Source organism: Mesorhizobium sp. M0244, assembly GCF_040321795.1.
Taxonomy (GTDB): Bacteria; Pseudomonadota; Alphaproteobacteria; order Rhizobiales; family Rhizobiaceae; genus Mesorhizobium.
The window spans coordinates 246071-260305 of the sequence record NZ_JAMYSE010000001.1; the positions used below are offsets into that span (position 1 = coordinate 246071).

The 14235-nt window shown below is 62.7% G+C and carries 18 protein-coding genes; 8 read left to right on the forward strand and 10 right to left on the reverse strand.

What is annotated here, in order from left to right:
• Positions 1-102: 102 nt before the first annotated feature.
• Entirely contained in the window at positions 103-579 is a 477-nt protein-coding gene (locus NKJ08_RS01185) for an Lrp/AsnC family transcriptional regulator (RefSeq protein WP_352525913.1), read from the reverse strand.
• A 141-nt stretch (positions 580-720) separates the two neighbouring features.
• On the opposite strand from NKJ08_RS01185, the gene phhA reads away from it, so the two are divergent.
• Positions 721-1554: a phenylalanine 4-monooxygenase gene (gene phhA, locus NKJ08_RS01190; RefSeq protein WP_352525911.1), complete on the forward strand. Its 834-nt coding sequence runs from the start codon at positions 721-723 to the stop codon at positions 1552-1554.
• 31 nt (positions 1555-1585) lie between these two features.
• Here the strand turns inward: phhA and NKJ08_RS01195 are convergent, their stop codons facing one another.
• On the reverse strand, positions 1586-2347 hold the full coding sequence (locus tag NKJ08_RS01195) for a GGDEF domain-containing protein (protein WP_352525909.1): 762 nt from the start codon (positions 2345-2347) through the stop codon (positions 1586-1588).
• Between the two features lie 161 nt (positions 2348-2508).
• Between NKJ08_RS01195 and NKJ08_RS01200 the strand changes: the two genes are divergently transcribed.
• Positions 2509-3216, forward strand: a complete 708-nt coding sequence (locus NKJ08_RS01200) for a pyrimidine 5'-nucleotidase (RefSeq protein WP_352780957.1) — start codon at positions 2509-2511, stop codon at positions 3214-3216.
• Positions 3217-3253: 37 nt separating this feature from the next.
• Here the strand turns inward: NKJ08_RS01200 and NKJ08_RS01205 are convergent, their stop codons facing one another.
• Positions 3254-4093, reverse strand: a complete 840-nt coding sequence (locus tag NKJ08_RS01205) for an LOG family protein (RefSeq protein ID WP_023718198.1) — start codon at positions 4091-4093, stop codon at positions 3254-3256.
• Between the two features lie 145 nt (positions 4094-4238).
• On the opposite strand from NKJ08_RS01205, the gene dapD reads away from it, so the two are divergent.
• The 4 genes from dapD (at position 4239) to NKJ08_RS01225 (ending at position 7646) form a co-directional block, all read left to right on the forward strand.
• A complete protein-coding gene (gene dapD / locus NKJ08_RS01210) occupies positions 4239-5093 on the forward strand; it encodes a 2,3,4,5-tetrahydropyridine-2,6-dicarboxylate N-succinyltransferase (RefSeq protein WP_352525906.1) in 855 nt (284 codons plus the stop codon).
• Between the two features lie 30 nt (positions 5094-5123).
• On the forward strand, positions 5124-5501 hold the full coding sequence (locus tag NKJ08_RS01215) for a DUF805 domain-containing protein (protein ID WP_352525904.1): 378 nt from the start codon (positions 5124-5126) through the stop codon (positions 5499-5501).
• A gap of 21 nt (positions 5502-5522) precedes the next feature.
• Positions 5523-6311: a hypothetical protein gene (locus tag NKJ08_RS01220; protein ID WP_352780959.1), complete on the forward strand. Its 789-nt coding sequence runs from the start codon at positions 5523-5525 to the stop codon at positions 6309-6311.
• A gap of 234 nt (positions 6312-6545) precedes the next feature.
• A complete protein-coding gene (locus NKJ08_RS01225) occupies positions 6546-7646 on the forward strand; it encodes a GGDEF domain-containing protein (protein ID WP_352525900.1) in 1101 nt (366 codons plus the stop codon).
• Here NKJ08_RS01225 and NKJ08_RS01230 read toward each other — a convergent pair.
• A complete protein-coding gene (locus NKJ08_RS01230) occupies positions 7636-8667 on the reverse strand; it encodes a 2-dehydropantoate 2-reductase (protein WP_352780962.1) in 1032 nt (343 codons plus the stop codon). The two genes, NKJ08_RS01225 and NKJ08_RS01230, sit on opposite strands and share 11 nt — an antisense overlap.
• Before the next feature lie 128 nt (positions 8668-8795).
• On the opposite strand from NKJ08_RS01230, the gene dapE reads away from it, so the two are divergent.
• On the forward strand, positions 8796-9995 hold the full coding sequence (gene dapE, locus NKJ08_RS01235; RefSeq protein ID WP_352525898.1) for a succinyl-diaminopimelate desuccinylase: 1200 nt from the start codon (positions 8796-8798) through the stop codon (positions 9993-9995).
• Between the two features lie 2 nt (positions 9996-9997).
• On the forward strand, positions 9998-10597 hold the full coding sequence (locus NKJ08_RS01240) for a transporter (protein ID WP_352525974.1): 600 nt from the start codon (positions 9998-10000) through the stop codon (positions 10595-10597).
• On the opposite strand, the gene truA is transcribed toward NKJ08_RS01240, so the two are convergent.
• The 6 genes from truA to def all read right to left on the reverse strand — a co-directional run bounded on the left by truA (position 10594) and on the right by def (position 14192).
• Positions 10594-11355: a tRNA pseudouridine(38-40) synthase TruA gene (truA, locus tag NKJ08_RS01245; RefSeq protein ID WP_352780965.1), complete on the reverse strand. Its 762-nt coding sequence runs from the start codon at positions 11353-11355 to the stop codon at positions 10594-10596. The genes NKJ08_RS01240 and truA overlap by 4 nt on opposite strands.
• Positions 11356-11373: 18 nt before the next feature.
• Entirely contained in the window at positions 11374-11883 is a 510-nt protein-coding gene (locus NKJ08_RS01250; RefSeq protein ID WP_352525894.1) for a GNAT family N-acetyltransferase, read from the reverse strand.
• Positions 11880-12809 carry a methionyl-tRNA formyltransferase gene (gene fmt / locus NKJ08_RS01255; protein ID WP_352525972.1) on the reverse strand — a complete coding sequence of 310 codons (930 nt, stop codon included), beginning with the start codon at positions 12807-12809 and terminating at the stop codon, positions 11880-11882. The genes NKJ08_RS01250 and fmt overlap by 4 nt, the downstream gene beginning before the upstream one ends.
• Before the next feature lie 46 nt (positions 12810-12855).
• Positions 12856-13281, reverse strand: a complete 426-nt coding sequence (locus NKJ08_RS01260) for a type II toxin-antitoxin system VapC family toxin (protein ID WP_352525893.1) — start codon at positions 13279-13281, stop codon at positions 12856-12858.
• Positions 13278-13565, reverse strand: a complete 288-nt coding sequence (locus tag NKJ08_RS01265) for a plasmid stabilization protein (protein ID WP_352780968.1) — start codon at positions 13563-13565, stop codon at positions 13278-13280. The genes NKJ08_RS01260 and NKJ08_RS01265 overlap by 4 nt, the downstream gene beginning before the upstream one ends.
• 96 nt (positions 13566-13661) lie before the next feature.
• Entirely contained in the window at positions 13662-14192 is a 531-nt protein-coding gene (gene def, locus NKJ08_RS01270) for a peptide deformylase (RefSeq protein WP_352525891.1), read from the reverse strand.
• Positions 14193-14235: the final 43 nt, after the last annotated feature.

Genomic DNA, 14235 nt, shown 5'->3' on the forward strand with positions numbered 1-14235 from the left:
GGCGGACCTTATGCAATGGCGGTCCGCATGTCGTAGTCGGCGATCTAGCTCCGGAGATTGGCTCGCTTCAGCAGTTTGTGTGCAGCTTTTCCGCAGAAATGCCTATCGTCTGAGATGTGCAAGCGGGACATGGCCAGGCCCCTTGATGTTCTGCAGCACAAGCTGGGTGTGGACGTCGCGCACGCCTTCGAGCCGCATCAGCCGGTGCATGACGAAGGCATTGAGCTCGTCGACCGACGGCACCATCACATGCAGCAGGAAATCATGATCGCCGGTCATGGTCCAGCATGAGGACACCTCGTCCATGCGCTGAACGGCGGCGATGAAGCTTTCGGGCGAGCCGTCGCTGTGGCTGGTCAAGCGCACCTGGATGAACACCTCGACCATCAGCCCGACGGCGCGACGGCTGAGCACCGCAGCGAAGCCCTTAATGATGCCCGCCTGCTGAAGAGCCTCGAAGCGCCGCGCGCAAGGTGTCGTCGACAGGCCGATCTCCTGCGCCAGCTCCGATACCGGCTTGCGCCCGTCGCGCTGCAGGATGTCGAGCATCTTGATCTCGAATTCGTCAAACTGAGGCATTTTCACTCTCCCGAAGCTCGATCGTGGAGTCTTTTACCTCCAAGCCCGCATTTGGGCCACCATCAAAGCTGATTTGCCTCGCGCCCTCCGGCTAGAATTTCCGGCAATCCGCTGATCATGATTTGTAGGGAGAGCAAACCAATGACGATGAACGTTGCCGACTATGCCCGCGAATGCGCGGCGCGAGGCCTTCGCGGCGATTATTCGGTCTGCCGTGCCGATTTCACCGTGGCGCAGGGCTATAACTATACCGACGAAGAACAGGCGGTGTGGCGCACGCTGTGCGACCGCCAGACGAAGCTGACCAGGAAGCTGGCCCACCACTCCTACCTCGATGGCGTCGCGGCGCTCGGCCTTCTCGACAAGATCCCGGACTTCGGTGCGGTCAGCGAGAAGCTGCGCAAGCTCACCGGCTGGGAGATCGTCGCTGTGCCGGGGCTCATTCCCGCCACGCCGTTCTTCGACCACCTCGCCAACCGCCGGTTCCCGGTCACCAACTGGCTGCGAACCCAAAAGGAGCTCGACTACATTGTCGAGCCCGACATGTTCCACGACTTCTTCGGTCACGTGCCGATCCTGACGCAGCCGGTCTTTGCCGACTTCATGCAGATGTATGGCAAGAAGGCCGACAGCGTGATTGCGCTCGGCGGCGACGAGATGATCACCCGGCTTTACTGGTACACCGTCGAATACGGGCTGATGCGCGAGGCGGGCCAGCCGCTGAAGGCTTTCGGCGCCGGGCTGATGTCATCCTTCACGGAGCTTCAGTTCGCCGTTGAAGGCGGCGAGGCGCACCATGTCCCCTTCGACCTGGAAACCGTAATGCGCACCGGCTACGAGATCGACAAGTTCCAGCGCGCCTATTTCGTACTGCCATCCTTCGACGTCCTGCGTGATGCTTTCGAGACTGCCGATCTTGCGGCGATCGTCGCGCGCCGCAAAGGCGAGCCGGCGCTCGACCCGGCAAAGATCTAAAAGGTTAGTTCTTCTTAACGACCGCCAAGGCTCACGCCGCTTCGGAAATGTCCCTGTCGAGGACCGACAGATTGCGGCCGCGATGCTTGGCCTCGTAGAGCCGCCGATCGGCGGCTCGCATCAGATCCGACACGTCGATTTCCTCGCCGCAGGTGATGCCGCCAATACTGACGGTCAGCGGAACCGTTCGTTCGTCGACGGGGCGGAAACGGATACACTCGACTTCACGGCGGATGCGCTCGGCGACGCGCCTGGCTTCGTGTTCGGTGGCGCCGATCAGGAAGGCGCAGAATTCCTCGCCGCCGATGCGGCCAAGCATGTCGCCGCTACGCACGCCGCGCTCTATTGCATTTGCGATCAGAAGCAGCGCGTCGTCGCCGATCAGATGGCCGTAACTGTCGTTGATGGTCTTGAAATGGTCGGCATCGATGATCAGCAATGCGCCGCGATCGGATTTGCGCCGGGAGCCGTCGAGGGCGCCAAAGAAACTTTCGCGGTTGAGCATGCCGGTCATGTCGTCGCGGCTCGCCTTTTCCGCCAGGCGCCGATGCGCGGCGGCAAGCTGGGCATGATTGCGAGCAAGGTCGCGGTGCGCGTTTTTCAACCTTTCGCTCTGCCAGAACGAATAGGCGCCGGCGCCCCAGGCCAGAGCGAGCGGGCATAGGGTCGACGTCAGCCAGATGGTGCGATTGATCGAAAACCCCATTGCCGGAACAACGATCAGCGTCAACAGAAGTGAGGCGGCGACGGAGGCGAAAGCGATGGCGGCAGACTTTAGAAATATGCGATTCATCGCTTGCTCCCACTGGTCCGTCTTCGTGTCAGCAAGCGCTGAATGTCACCTTTCGGCGATGCGTAAGATTTTAATCGTGTCGCGTTTTTTACCACTCTTAGCGCGCATAGGTTGTGGATAAACCCCCTGCTAGAAAGATCGTTTCGTGCCATAAGGACGGTATGACCGCGCTTCCCGATCCCGCCCGCTTTGCCCATGTCACCGACTGGGTGTTCGATCTCGACAACACGCTCTATCCGCACCATTCGAATCTGTTCTCGCAGATCGATGTGAAGATGACCGCCTATGTCGGAGAGTTGCTGACGCTGCCGCGCGAGGAAGCACGCAAGCTGCAAAAGGAGCTCTACCGGGAATACGGCACGACACTGAACGGATTGATGACGCGCCACGGCATCGACCCCGACGATTTTCTCGAGAAAGTGCACGACATCGATTATTCCTGGCTGGTGCCCGATCCTGTCCTTGGCACGGCCATACGCCAGCTTCCCGGCCGTAAATTCATCTTCACCAGTGGCGATCGCCGGCATGCCGAACGCACCGCGCGGCAGCTCGGTATCCTCGAGCATTTCGACGACATTTTCGACATTGTCGCAGCCGGGCTCAATCCCAAGCCGGCACGGCAGTCCTACGAGAAATTTGCCGAACTCCACGCTGTTACCGGGCAAAATGCGGTGATGTTCGAAGATCTCGCCCGCAACCTGTCGGTGCCGAAATCGCTGGGCATGACCACGGTGCTGGTGGTGCCGCGCAATTTCGAGCCGACCTTCTCGGAAATCTGGGAGCGCGACCCGGCCAATGAGGACGACGTGGACTTCGTCACCGACGACCTCGCCAGCTTTCTCACGGCGATCGTCGAAGTCACCGCTTGATCGCGGCGGCGCGGTTCAAACCTTTGTTTCCTATGCATCAGAGCTTGTAGAAGCGGCTGACGATCCCCCAGGCCTCGTCGGCGGTGTCGACGAAATCGATGATGTCCTGGTCGCCGGGCGTGATCGTGCCTTGCTCGGCGAGGAAATCGAGGTCGATCGCCCTTGCCCAGAAAGCCTTGCCGAACAGGATGACCGGCACGCGTTCCATGCGGCCGGTCTGGATCAGGGTCAGCGTCTCGAAGAATTCGTCCATCGTGCCGAAGCCGCCGGGAAACACCGCAACGGCCTTGGCACGCATGACGAAATGCATCTTGCGGACCGCGAAATAGTGGAAATTGAAGCAGAGCTCCGGCGTCACGTAAGCGTTTGGCGCCTGTTCGTGCGGCAGCACGATGTTGAGCCCGATCGATGGCGCGCCGACATCATCGGCGCCGCGATTGCCGGCCTCCATGACACCAGGCCCGCCGCCAGTCACCACGACGAATTCGCGATAGTACGAGGTGGCCGACTGCTGCGAGCAGAGGCGGGCGAATTTGCGCGCCTCCTCATAATATTTGCTGTTTTGCTCGAGGTTCTTCTTCTGCGTCTCGTTCTTGGCCGCCCAGGCCTCACCGCCGGGTTCGGGGATGCGGGCGCCGCCGAACAGGATGACGGTCGATTGAATGCCGCGCTCGGCCAGGATCATCTCCGGCTTCAGCAGTTCGAGCTGCAGCCTGACCGCGCGCAACTCGCGCCGCGTCATGAAATCGGGGTCGTTCCAGGCCAGCCGATACGTCTCCGCGCGCGTTTGCGGCGTGTCCGGCACGCTTTTCGACCGCTCCAGGTCCTCGTCCGAATGCGGCAGCGGCGTCCACCCCGCCTTTTCCATAGGAGTCATTTCAGCTTTACCCGTCCAATCATTCACTTGCGCCGTCCCGTGACGCTGCCGCGATTGACCCTCCCCAAGCCTTCACATAGGGTCCGCGCGACTTTCAAACAGGTTAAGGCGCCGGCCCTTAACAGCTTGGTAATGGAGCGAATTCATGTCGAAGCCCGATCTCGCGAGTCTCGAGAAGATCATCGAGAACGCCTTCGAGGAACGCGACACGATTTCGACCGCAACCCGCGGCGAGACGCGTGAGGCCATCCAGTCGGCGCTCGACCTGCTCGACCGGGGTGTCGCCCGCGTCGCCGAGCACCAGGCCGACGGCAAATGGCACGTCAACCAGTGGCTGAAGAAAGCGGTGCTGCTGTCCTTCCGGCTCAATCCGATGGAGATCATCAAGGGTGGTCCCGGTCAGGCGGTATGGTGGGACAAGGTGCCCTCGAAGTTCGACGGCTGGAGCGCCGTCGATTTCGAGAAGGCCGGCTTCCGCGCCGTGCCGTCGTCGATCGTGCGCCGCTCCGCCTATGTCGCGCCGGGCGTCGTGCTGATGCCGTCCTTCGTCAATGTCGGCGCCTATGTCGACAGCGGCACCATGGTCGACACCTGGGCGTCGGTCGGCTCCTGCGCCCAGATCGGCAAGAACGTCCATCTGTCGGGCGGCGTCGGCATCGGCGGCGTGCTGGAGCCGATGCAGGCCGGCCCCACCATCATCGAGGACAATTGCTTCATCGGCGCGCGCTCGGAAGTGGTCGAGGGCTGCATCGTGCGCGAAGGCTCCGTGCTCGGCATGGGCGTCTTCATCGGCCAGTCGACCAAAATCGTCGACCGTGCCACCGGCGAGATCTTCTACGGCGAAGTGCCGGCCAATTCCGTCGTCGTCGCCGGCTCCCTGCCGGGCAAGCCCTTGCCGAACGGCGAGCCCGGCCCCAGCCTCTACTGCGCCGTCATCGTCAAGCGGGTCGACGCCAGGACCCGGTCCAAGACCTCGATCAACGAATTGCTTCGCGATTGATCTTTCCCCACGAATACGAACGGGATTCGCTTGCCTGACAGATCAGACCTCATCTGGCTTTTCTTTAGAACTTCGGGCCGCGTCAGCCGCGCGGTCTATTTTCTGGGAGGACTGCTGGTGGCCATCATACAGGCCTTCCCGCTCTATCGTTTCACGCTGGTGCCGGAAGGCACTACCGAGAGCAACATGTGGTCGTTCATTTTCTTCATCGCCTTCATTGCCTCGCTTTGGTCGAACGTGGTGCTGGCGGTGAAGCGGTTGCATGACCTCGACAAGCCGGGTGTTGCGGCACTGGTGTTGTTCGTGCCGGTTGTCTCGATCATCGCTTTTCTCGTGCTTTGCCTATTTCCCGGGCAGCCGGGCCCCAACCGCTACGGCAAGCGCACCAATGCACCGGCCGAACCCTGAGCGCCGATCGGACATTTCGTCATGCGCTACCGCTCGCTTGATTCGAAACTGATCCTCGAAACCGCCGAACGGCTGGAAGAGCGCATCGCCGAGCGCTTTCCCGATGCAGGCTTGCGCGGCGTCGCCGCCGAGCTCGTGTCGCTGTCGCGCGATCTGGCAAAAGCCGCCAAGGCGCTAGAGGCGCCGATCTGGTGGCTGCGCGGCCTCATCATCGCCGCCTTCGCCGTCGGAGCGCTGATGTTCCTGTTCGTCGGCACGATCCTGCCGCTCGGCCGCATTTCGGGAAACCACGACGCCTTCCAGTCGGTGCAAGGCATCGAAGCCTCACTCAACATGATCATCCTCGCCGTGCTGGGCTTCCTGGCCCTGATCCGCTCCGAGGAGCGGATCAAGCGCAAGCGGGTGTTTCGCCAGCTCCACGGGTTGCGTTCGCTGATCCATGTCATCGACATGCACCAGCTGACCAAGGATCCGGCAGCGCTTTCAGCCAGTTTCAAGCCGACGCCGCATTCGCCAGCCCGCATCACCAATGCCGCCGACCTTGCCCGCTATCTCGACTACTGCTCCGAAATGCTGTCGATCACCGGCAAGATCGCCGCGCTGTTTGCGCAGTCGGTCAATGACACCGTGGTCATCGACGGCGTCAACGACATCGAGAACCTGGCTTCGAACCTGTCGCGAAAGATCTGGCAGAAGATCACGCTGATCGAAACCCCTCATGGGCAGCCGGCACGTGCGGGGAAGACCGATCCCGAGCCAGGTCCGCCGCGTCGGCCTGCGGTCCGCAAACGACCGGGGCCGGCAAGTTAAAACCCGCGACCCGGCGGCAGGTCCTCTAGAGCGGCGGAGCCGCGGATTTTCCGAAAGCCCGGTTTGGGCCGGATGCTCTAAGCGAATGTTAATCACCCTGGCCCAGCATGCCGGCGAAGACTGTGTCGACCGGCACGGAGCGCTCGACTGGCAAGCGACCTATCCCTGACGACCACGGAGCCACGCAAAACGTGGAGCGTCGGCGCTCGCCTGTTTGCCTGGTTCTCTTCGCCGATGAAATTGGAACCGGAAGCTGTCCGTGCACGGCTTCTCGACACCACCTTCGATCGCAAATTCGCAGTCCTGTTCGGTACCGTCAGCGTTCTGTTGGTTGCGGTCAGCACCGCACTTGCCACCGGGGATTGGTGGCCCTACGCCTGGATCGCAGCCGACCTGATGCTTTTCGCCGTCCGCGTTTTGCTGATGCGGGAATGCGAGCAGGCCCGCAGGCGCGGCTCGAAGGGGCCGCTGGCGGGCCTGATGGCAGCCAGTGGCGTATGGTCGGTTGTTTTCGGCCTTGGCTGCTATGGCTGTGTTGCCAGTGGGAATATGGCGCTTTCCGTACTGGCCGCCTTGAATGTCGCCGGTGTCGTTGGCGTGGTGTCGTCACGCAACGCGGCGACCCCGCGCTTCGCCATATTCGTCATGTTGGCCGTAAGCCTGCCTTACGTGGTTGGCGCACTGTTTTCTGCGGCGCCCGGAATGTCGATCGTCGGAATTCAAACGCCGTTCTATGTGGCCGGCGTCATCATCGTGCTGCTTCAGAACCACGCGATCAATGCCCGCATGATCCGCGCCGAGCTGGACAATCGCGACCTGGCCATCAAGGACGCGCTGACCGGCCTGCCAAACCGCATCTTCCTGCAGGAGAAATTGCGCGACATGTGCCGCGACCTTGCGGCGCCGGCCGCCAATGGTGGCAAGCCGTTTGCAGTGCTCAGCATGGATCTCGACGGCTTCAAACAGGTCAACGACCGTTTTGGCCACGCGGTCGGCGACGTGCTGCTGCGCAAGGTCGCCGAACGATTGAAGCGCGGCTTCCGGCCGGGCGACGTGGTCTTCCGTATCGGCGGCGACGAATTTGTCATCCTTTTGCCCGCAACCTCGGAGATCGAGGCCACCTATCTGGCAAAGCGGGCCATCGAAAAGGTTTCGGTGCCTTTCGACCTCGGGGTCGGTTCTGCCATCCATGTCGGCTTGAGCGTCGGCAGTGCCTTCGCACCCGCCGACGGGGGCGATCCGGAAATCCTGCTCACCTGTTCCGACCATGCGCTCTACGAAGCCAAGCGCACCGGCAAGGGCCGTTACTGGGCGCCTCTGCGGGCTACGATCTGACAGTCGCCGCGACGGCTTCCGGCGTCAAGCACGGCGATCCGCGCCTCTCCTGCTCGGCCGCGCGGACCAGTGCCGTGACACGCTTCAGCAAAGCCGCCGGCGTGCCGGCCTTTTCGGCCAGGCGCAGGACCGCGCCTTGCAGTTCGCCGATCTCCGTCGGCCGGCGGCGCTGCAGGTCATCCCACATCGACGAACGCGCGTCCGGATCGATCGCAAGCATCCGCCGCGCCAAGAGCTTGAACAGCCAGTCGGGCAGGCGAAGCATTTTCGGCAACAGTGCGGGACGCAGGCCGCAGATGCGAGCGGGTTCGGTGCCTGTCGCCGTCATTGCCGCCAATGCTTCGTCGATCTGGCCGGCCAGGACCAGCCGCCAGCGGCGATCGGCAAGCTCTGCCGCCAGCGGCAGGCCGGAAAGCGCCACCAGCGCGTTGTTGAGGTTGAGCAGCAGCTTGCCCCACAACACCGCTTTGATGTCGCCATGCGTGGTGACGGCAAACCCCTCGACGTCAAGCAGTTCATCGAGGCCTGTCGGACTCTCGTCGATCATCACTTTGCCGCCGCTGGCGCGATGCAGGCGAAGCGGCAATTCGCCCTCCGGCGATTGGACCACATTGAACGGCACCCTGCCCGCGAGCACCGGCCGGGGGGCGAGATGGGCTCGCAATTTATCGGCATTGTCGACGCCGTTCTGCAGGCTGAGTATCACCGCGTCCGGTCGGGCATGGGCGGCAATCAGCCCGGCCATGTCTTGCGTCGCGCCGCTCTTGACCGTCACCACGATGATATCGGCAACGGAGAATGCGGCTGCCGGGTCCGCCGTGACCGACAATGCGTCGGGCTTGATCGAGCGGTCGCGGCCGTCAGGGTCGGTGATGCGCAATCCACCTTTTTGCAGGGCCTTCTCGATGCGCGGTCGCGCCAGCAGAACCACCTTTCGCCCGGCAAGTATCAGGCAGCCGCCGGCATAGCAGCCGATACTGCCGGCACCGGCGATTACGATCGTCTTGCCACGCGTGACCATGCGATAGCCCTGTCCTGATCGAGAGGCCTTGCCGCAATTATACGACATGAAAACCATAATGTCGGCGGCATGGCTGGCCCTCACGTCTGGCCGTGACAGGCCTTGCGCTTTCGACTATCGCTTTTGCCATGACGCTGCCTACCGATCCGGCCAGAAACGTCGCTGCTCTCATCCGCTGCGCTTCGGTGACGCCCGCCGAAGGCGGTGCGCTGAGCGCGCTGGAGGCGATGCTGAAGCCGCTCGGCTTTGCGGTCGAGCGCCCGGTGTTTTCCGAAGCCGGCACTCCGGACATCGAGAACCTTTATGCGCGGCGTTCCGGCAATGGCCCGCACCTGATGTTTGCCGGCCATACCGATGTGGTACCGGCGGGCGACGAAGCAGCCTGGACGCACCCGCCCTTTGCCGCAGAGATCGCCAATGGCGAGATGTTCGGCCGCGGCGCCGTCGACATGAAGGGCGGCATCGCCTGTTTCGTGGCGGCGGTGGCGCGACATGTTGAGCAGAAGGGCGGCCCGAGGGGATCGGTCTCGCTGCTGATAACCGGTGATGAGGAAGGGCCGGCGATCAACGGCACGACGAAGCTGCTCGAATGGGCGGCTGCCAAGGGCGAGAAATGGGATGCCTCGATCGTCGGCGAGCCAACCAATCCCGACGCGCTTGGCGATATGATCAAGATCGGTCGGCGCGGCTCGCTGTCGGGCACGGTCGTCGTCAACGGCCGTCAGGGCCACGCCGCCTATCCGCAGCTAGCCGACAACCCGGTGCGCGGCCTGATGACGCTGGTCGACGCCTTGCTGCACCCCGTCTTCGACAACGGAACAAGGGATTTCCAGCCGACCAATCTTGAAGTGACCTCCATCGATGTCGGCAATCCTGCCACCAACGTCATCCCGGCGAAGGCGGCGGCTACCTTCAATATCCGCTTCAACGACACATGGACTGCCGAGACGATCCAGGCTGAGATCCACAACCGCCTCGACCGGGCGGCGAAACGCAAGAAATACCGCGCCGGCAAGAAGACACCGGTCGACTACGAGATCGTCTGGCGCGACGGGCCGAGCCATGTTTTCCTGACACGCGACGACAGGTTGATCGAGACGCTTGGCGGTTCGGTCAAGGCGGTGACCGGCAGGAAGCCTGCGCTCTCCACCTCCGGCGGCACCTCCGATGCCCGCTTCATCAAGGATTATTGTCCGGTGGTCGAATTCGGCCTGGTCGGCAAGACCATGCACATGGTCGACGAACGCGTGGCGATTGCCGACCTTGAGACGCTGACGCAGATTTACCTGCGCTTCGTTGAAGATTGGTTTGCGCAGGACATATCCTAGTGATGCTTTCAGCGGACGAAACCTATGCTTCGCTTGCCGGCGCCTGGCGGCTGATGCTCGGCAAGGCCGACGGATTTCGCCAGCTCGACCTTTCGGCAGACGGTTTCTGGAATTCCTTTTTTGCCATCGTCGTCGCGGCGCCGGCAATGATCGTCGGCTGGGTGGGCCTTGCCAACGAGATCGGCGATCCCGATGCGTTCGCCGGACGTTTCAGCATATTAATCCGCCTGGCCGCCGTTGACATCGGTGCCTGGGTGCTGCCGCTCATCGCCCTCGCTCTGGTCGCGCCTCGGGTCGGTGTGGGCGGCCGTTATGTGCATTATGTAGTGGCCAGCAACTGGGCCTCGGCGATTATCGCCTGGATGATGCTGCCGTCAGCGTTGATCCGGCTTTTTCTGTCGTCCGCCGACGAAGTCTCCGGGCTGGTGTCGCTGCTGTTGTTCGCGCTGTCGATGGTGCTGACCTGGCGGATGACCAACGTTGCCATCGGCAAGGGTGCGGCTGCCGGCACCGCTGTTTTTGCCGGCATGTTCGTGGCGTCGCTGATCGTGCTGTTCGGCCTGCAGGCGCTGCTCGGGATCAGCATGCCTGACGGTGTCTAGATATTTCCGGCAGCCGGATAATCCACGCGCACGAGAAAAAGCCCGTCGGGCGGCGCCACCTGGCCGCAGGCGGCACGGTCGCGCGCCTCGAGCGCCGCCTTCAGGTCGGCAATAGTCCAGCCGCCTTCGCCGACGCGCTTGAGCGAACCGACCATCGAGCGCACCTGATTGTGCAGGAAGGACCGCGCCGAAGCGTGAACTTCGATCAAATCGCCGGTGCGGCTGACGTCCAGCCGGTCGAGCGTGCGGACCGGGCTGGCGGCCTGGCATTGGGTCGAGCGGAAGGTGGTGAAATCATGCCGGCCAAGTAGCACCTTTGCCGCTTCGTGCATGGCCCCGGCATCCAGCTGCTTCGGTACCCACCAGATCTTGCCCTTGTCGAGCGCCGCCGGCGCGCGCCGGTTGACGATGCGGTAGCGGTAGTGGCGGCCGATCGCCGAGAAACGCGCATCGAACCCCTCCGGCACAACGGCCGCCTCGAGAATGGCGATGCGCGCCTTGGCCGCCTGCAGATGGGCGTTGACCGCATCGCGCACCTTGTCGCCGGGCCATGCCTTGATCAGATCGACATGCGCGACCTGAGCGGTCGCGTGGACGCCGGCATCGGTGCGGCCGGCGGCGCGAAGCGAAACCTGCTCGCCGCAGAATTTCTCGATCGCCTGCTCGATTGCCTGCTGCACCGAAGGCTGGTTGGCCTGTCGTTGCCAGCCGGCATAAAGACTGCCGTCATATTCGATGTCGAGGCGAAAACGCGGCATTCCCGGATCAAGACGAAATCAGGCGGCGAGGGCTGAGCCGAAGGCCGAGGCGTAGACCAGCCTGCCGGTCTCCGGCGCCTCGCCCCAGGCAAGCGCCTGCAGGGCTTCGCCCTGATAGTCGCTGTCGAATTTGGCGGCACGGGCACGGCCGTAGCCGAAACGGCCATAATAGGCCGGATCGCCGAGCACCACGGCGAGCGTCTCGCCGGCAGCCCTCAGGCGGATATGCGCCTCGCGGACCAGCGCACCGCCGATGCCCGTGCCGTGGAACGACGGCTCGACCGCCAGAGGCGCCAGCGCCACCGCCGGGAAGCTCTTGCCGCCATTCTGCACGAAGAGCCGTGAAAAGAGGATATGGCCGACCACTTGCCCGTCTTCGTCCGCCACCAGTTCGACGACGGCATCACCACCGGTGACCAGCGCGTCGACCAGTCCGGCCTCCGCCTGCTGGCCGAATGCGTGTTCTTCGACAAGGCGGATCGCCTCGCGGTCCCGCGGCGTCGCCGCGCGTATGGACATCATGCTCATGACAATTTCATTCCTTTTTCGAGCTTGGCCCCGCGCAGAAACTCCTGCGCGGCAATGGGCTTTCCGCCCGCACGTTGAACTTCGACCAGCCTGATCGCGCCTGACCCGCAGGCAACCGTCAGCCGATCGTCGAGAATTCCTCCCGGTTCGCCGGCGCCTTGCGAGAGCGTCGAGCGAAGCAGTTTCAGCCGTTCCATGCGGCTGCCGATTTCGGCCTCGCACCATGTACCGGGAAAGGGCGACAGGCCGCGAATCTGGTTGTGCACGTCGCCGGCAGGCCGCAGCCAATCTATGCGAGTCTCCGATTTATCGATTTTCTTGGCGTAGGTCACCCCCACCTCTGCCTGTGTGGTAAATGTCAACGTATTCCGTTCCAGCCGTTCGAGTGCTTCCACGATCAGCGCAGCACCCGCGACCATCAGCCGGTGTTGCAGATCGCCGGACGTCATGTCGGGTCCAATGGCACATTTTTCAACCATTGCCACAGGGCCGGTGTCGAGGCCTTCGTCCATGCGCATCACCATCATGCCCGTCTCGGCGTCGCCGGCCATGATGGCGCGCTGGATGGGGGCAGCGCCGCGCCAACGCGGCAACAGCGATGCGTGGCCGTTGAGGCAACCGAGCCGCGGCGCCTCGAGAATGGGTTTGGGTAGAAGCAGCCCGTAGGCGACCACCACGGCGACGTCGGCGCGCAAAGCGCGGAACGCGTCCTGCTCCGCCTCGCCTTTCAGCGACACCGGCGACCGCACGTCGACGCCCAGCCGCTCGGCCTCGCGCTGCACCGGCGACGGCGTCAGCTCAAGCCCGCGCCTGCCCGCGGCGCGCGGCGGCTGCGTGTAGACGGCTGCCAATTCATGCCCGGCCTCGGCAATCGCCCGCAGCGTCGGCACCGAGAATTCAGGCGTACCCATGAAGATGACGCGCAGGGGCATTTTGTTCCGGGATCCGTCTTGATCGGGCCGCTAAATCGGCTCAGGCACCCGCTTCAAACGGGTTTACGAGCTTCAGGTCAAGCCCGTCGAAGTCGCGGACGTTGCGGGTCGCAAGCGTGGCGTCATGCGCCAGGCAGATTGCGGCGATCATCGCGTCAGGGAGGCTGATCGGGCGGCCATGTTGCTCCCGTGCGGCGCGAAGCTTTCCGGCCAGGCGAGGGACCGAGCCGGAAAAATCCACGACGCGGCCGGCAAACTGCTGCGAAATCAGGTGGTCGAGCACGCGAACATAACGGTCCGATCCTGTCCTGTTCAAAAATTTTTCCGCGCCCAAAGACTGCTCCATGATGACGGGGCCACACATGTAGAGCTCAAGAAAATTCTGTTTGCGAAACCATGCGGAGACATTCGAATCGGGCGCGGGTTTGCTGGCTTCCGAGACAATGTTGGTATCGAGGACAATCACTCGAAATCCTCGACCGGGCGACCGAAGTCGCGTTTCCGTTCCGCTTCGATTTCGTCCATTATTTCTGCGAATTCGTCGCCAATTGCGTTTTCGGCAGCGAATGCTCCGCGGATGGCGTCCCACGCGGAAACGCCCGGCTCCGGCCTGCTCTCTTTTTCGGCGATCATACCTTTCCGCAAAAGGTCGATCGCCTTGCGTGACAAGCTCTGGCCGCCCCTCTGCGCCGCCTGTTCGATTTCATGCTTCAACGGTTCGGGAATATTTCTGATCAGCATATCGCCCATCGCCGCCTCCATTTGATATCAATGATATCATCGCGAAGAGAGTTGCTCAAGGAGAATTAAAGTCTGGCTGTAACGTTTGGCGGATTATCGAGTGAGCTACCCCACCATCTTGCCCGGCATCTTATCCTTGGCGAGCTTCTTGAACTTCTTGACCACCATGTCGCGCTTCAGCTTGGAGATATAATCGATGAACAGCACGCCATTGAGATGGTCGATCTCATGCTGCAGGCAAGTCGCCATCAGCCCCTCGGCCTCGATCTCCTGCAGCTTGCCGTCGCGATCGAGATATTTCACCCGCACCGCCGCGGGGCGCTCGACCTCGGCATAGTAGTCCGGGATCGACAGGCAGCCTTCCTCGTAGACCGAACGCTGGTCGGAGCTTTCGAGGATTTCTGGATTGATGAAGACGTGCGGCGCCGGCGTCTCGTCCTCCTTGGCCAGGTCGATCACCAGCACGCGCAAAGGTTCGCCGACCTGGATCGCCGCCAGTCCGATACCGGGCGCGTCATACATGGTGTCCAGCATGTCGCCGGCCAGTTTGCGCAGATCGCCGTCGACACGCTCGACCGGTTTCGAAACCTGACGCAGGACGGGATCGGGAAGGATGATAAGCGGCTTGATCGACATGGCGTCTCACCTAAGACGTCGCACGAAAAGCGTCAACCGGGGC

Excerpts from the sequence above, each read along its gene's own strand:
- NKJ08_RS01225 (WP_352525900.1), top strand. The coding sequence starts at position 6,546 with ATGAAATTGGAACCGGAAGCTGTCCGTGCACGGCTTCTCGACACCACC.
- NKJ08_RS01185 (WP_352525913.1), bottom strand. The coding sequence starts at position 579 with ATGCCTCAGTTTGACGAATTCGAGATCAAGATGCTCGACATCCTGCAG.
- NKJ08_RS01205 (WP_023718198.1), bottom strand. The coding sequence starts at position 4,093 with ATGACTCCTATGGAAAAGGCGGGGTGGACGCCGCTGCCGCATTCGGAC.
- phhA (WP_352525911.1), top strand. The coding sequence starts at position 721 with ATGACGATGAACGTTGCCGACTATGCCCGCGAATGCGCGGCGCGAGGC.
- NKJ08_RS01240 (WP_352525974.1), top strand. The coding sequence starts at position 9,998 with ATGCTTTCAGCGGACGAAACCTATGCTTCGCTTGCCGGCGCCTGGCGG.
- NKJ08_RS01230 (WP_352780962.1), bottom strand. The coding sequence starts at position 8,667 with ATGGTCACGCGTGGCAAGACGATCGTAATCGCCGGTGCCGGCAGTATC.
- def (WP_352525891.1), bottom strand. The coding sequence starts at position 14,192 with ATGTCGATCAAGCCGCTTATCATCCTTCCCGATCCCGTCCTGCGTCAG.
- NKJ08_RS01200 (WP_352780957.1), top strand. The coding sequence starts at position 2,509 with ATGACCGCGCTTCCCGATCCCGCCCGCTTTGCCCATGTCACCGACTGG.
- NKJ08_RS01220 (WP_352780959.1), top strand. The coding sequence starts at position 5,523 with ATGCGCTACCGCTCGCTTGATTCGAAACTGATCCTCGAAACCGCCGAA.
- NKJ08_RS01250 (WP_352525894.1), bottom strand. The coding sequence starts at position 11,883 with ATGAGCATGATGTCCATACGCGCGGCGACGCCGCGGGACCGCGAGGCG.
- NKJ08_RS01195 (WP_352525909.1), bottom strand. The coding sequence starts at position 2,347 with ATGAATCGCATATTTCTAAAGTCTGCCGCCATCGCTTTCGCCTCCGTC.
- truA (WP_352780965.1), bottom strand. The coding sequence starts at position 11,355 with ATGCCGCGTTTTCGCCTCGACATCGAATATGACGGCAGTCTTTATGCC.
- NKJ08_RS01265 (WP_352780968.1), bottom strand. The coding sequence starts at position 13,565 with ATGGGCGATATGCTGATCAGAAATATTCCCGAACCGTTGAAGCATGAA.
- dapE (WP_352525898.1), top strand. The coding sequence starts at position 8,796 with ATGACGCTGCCTACCGATCCGGCCAGAAACGTCGCTGCTCTCATCCGC.
- dapD (WP_352525906.1), top strand. The coding sequence starts at position 4,239 with ATGTCGAAGCCCGATCTCGCGAGTCTCGAGAAGATCATCGAGAACGCC.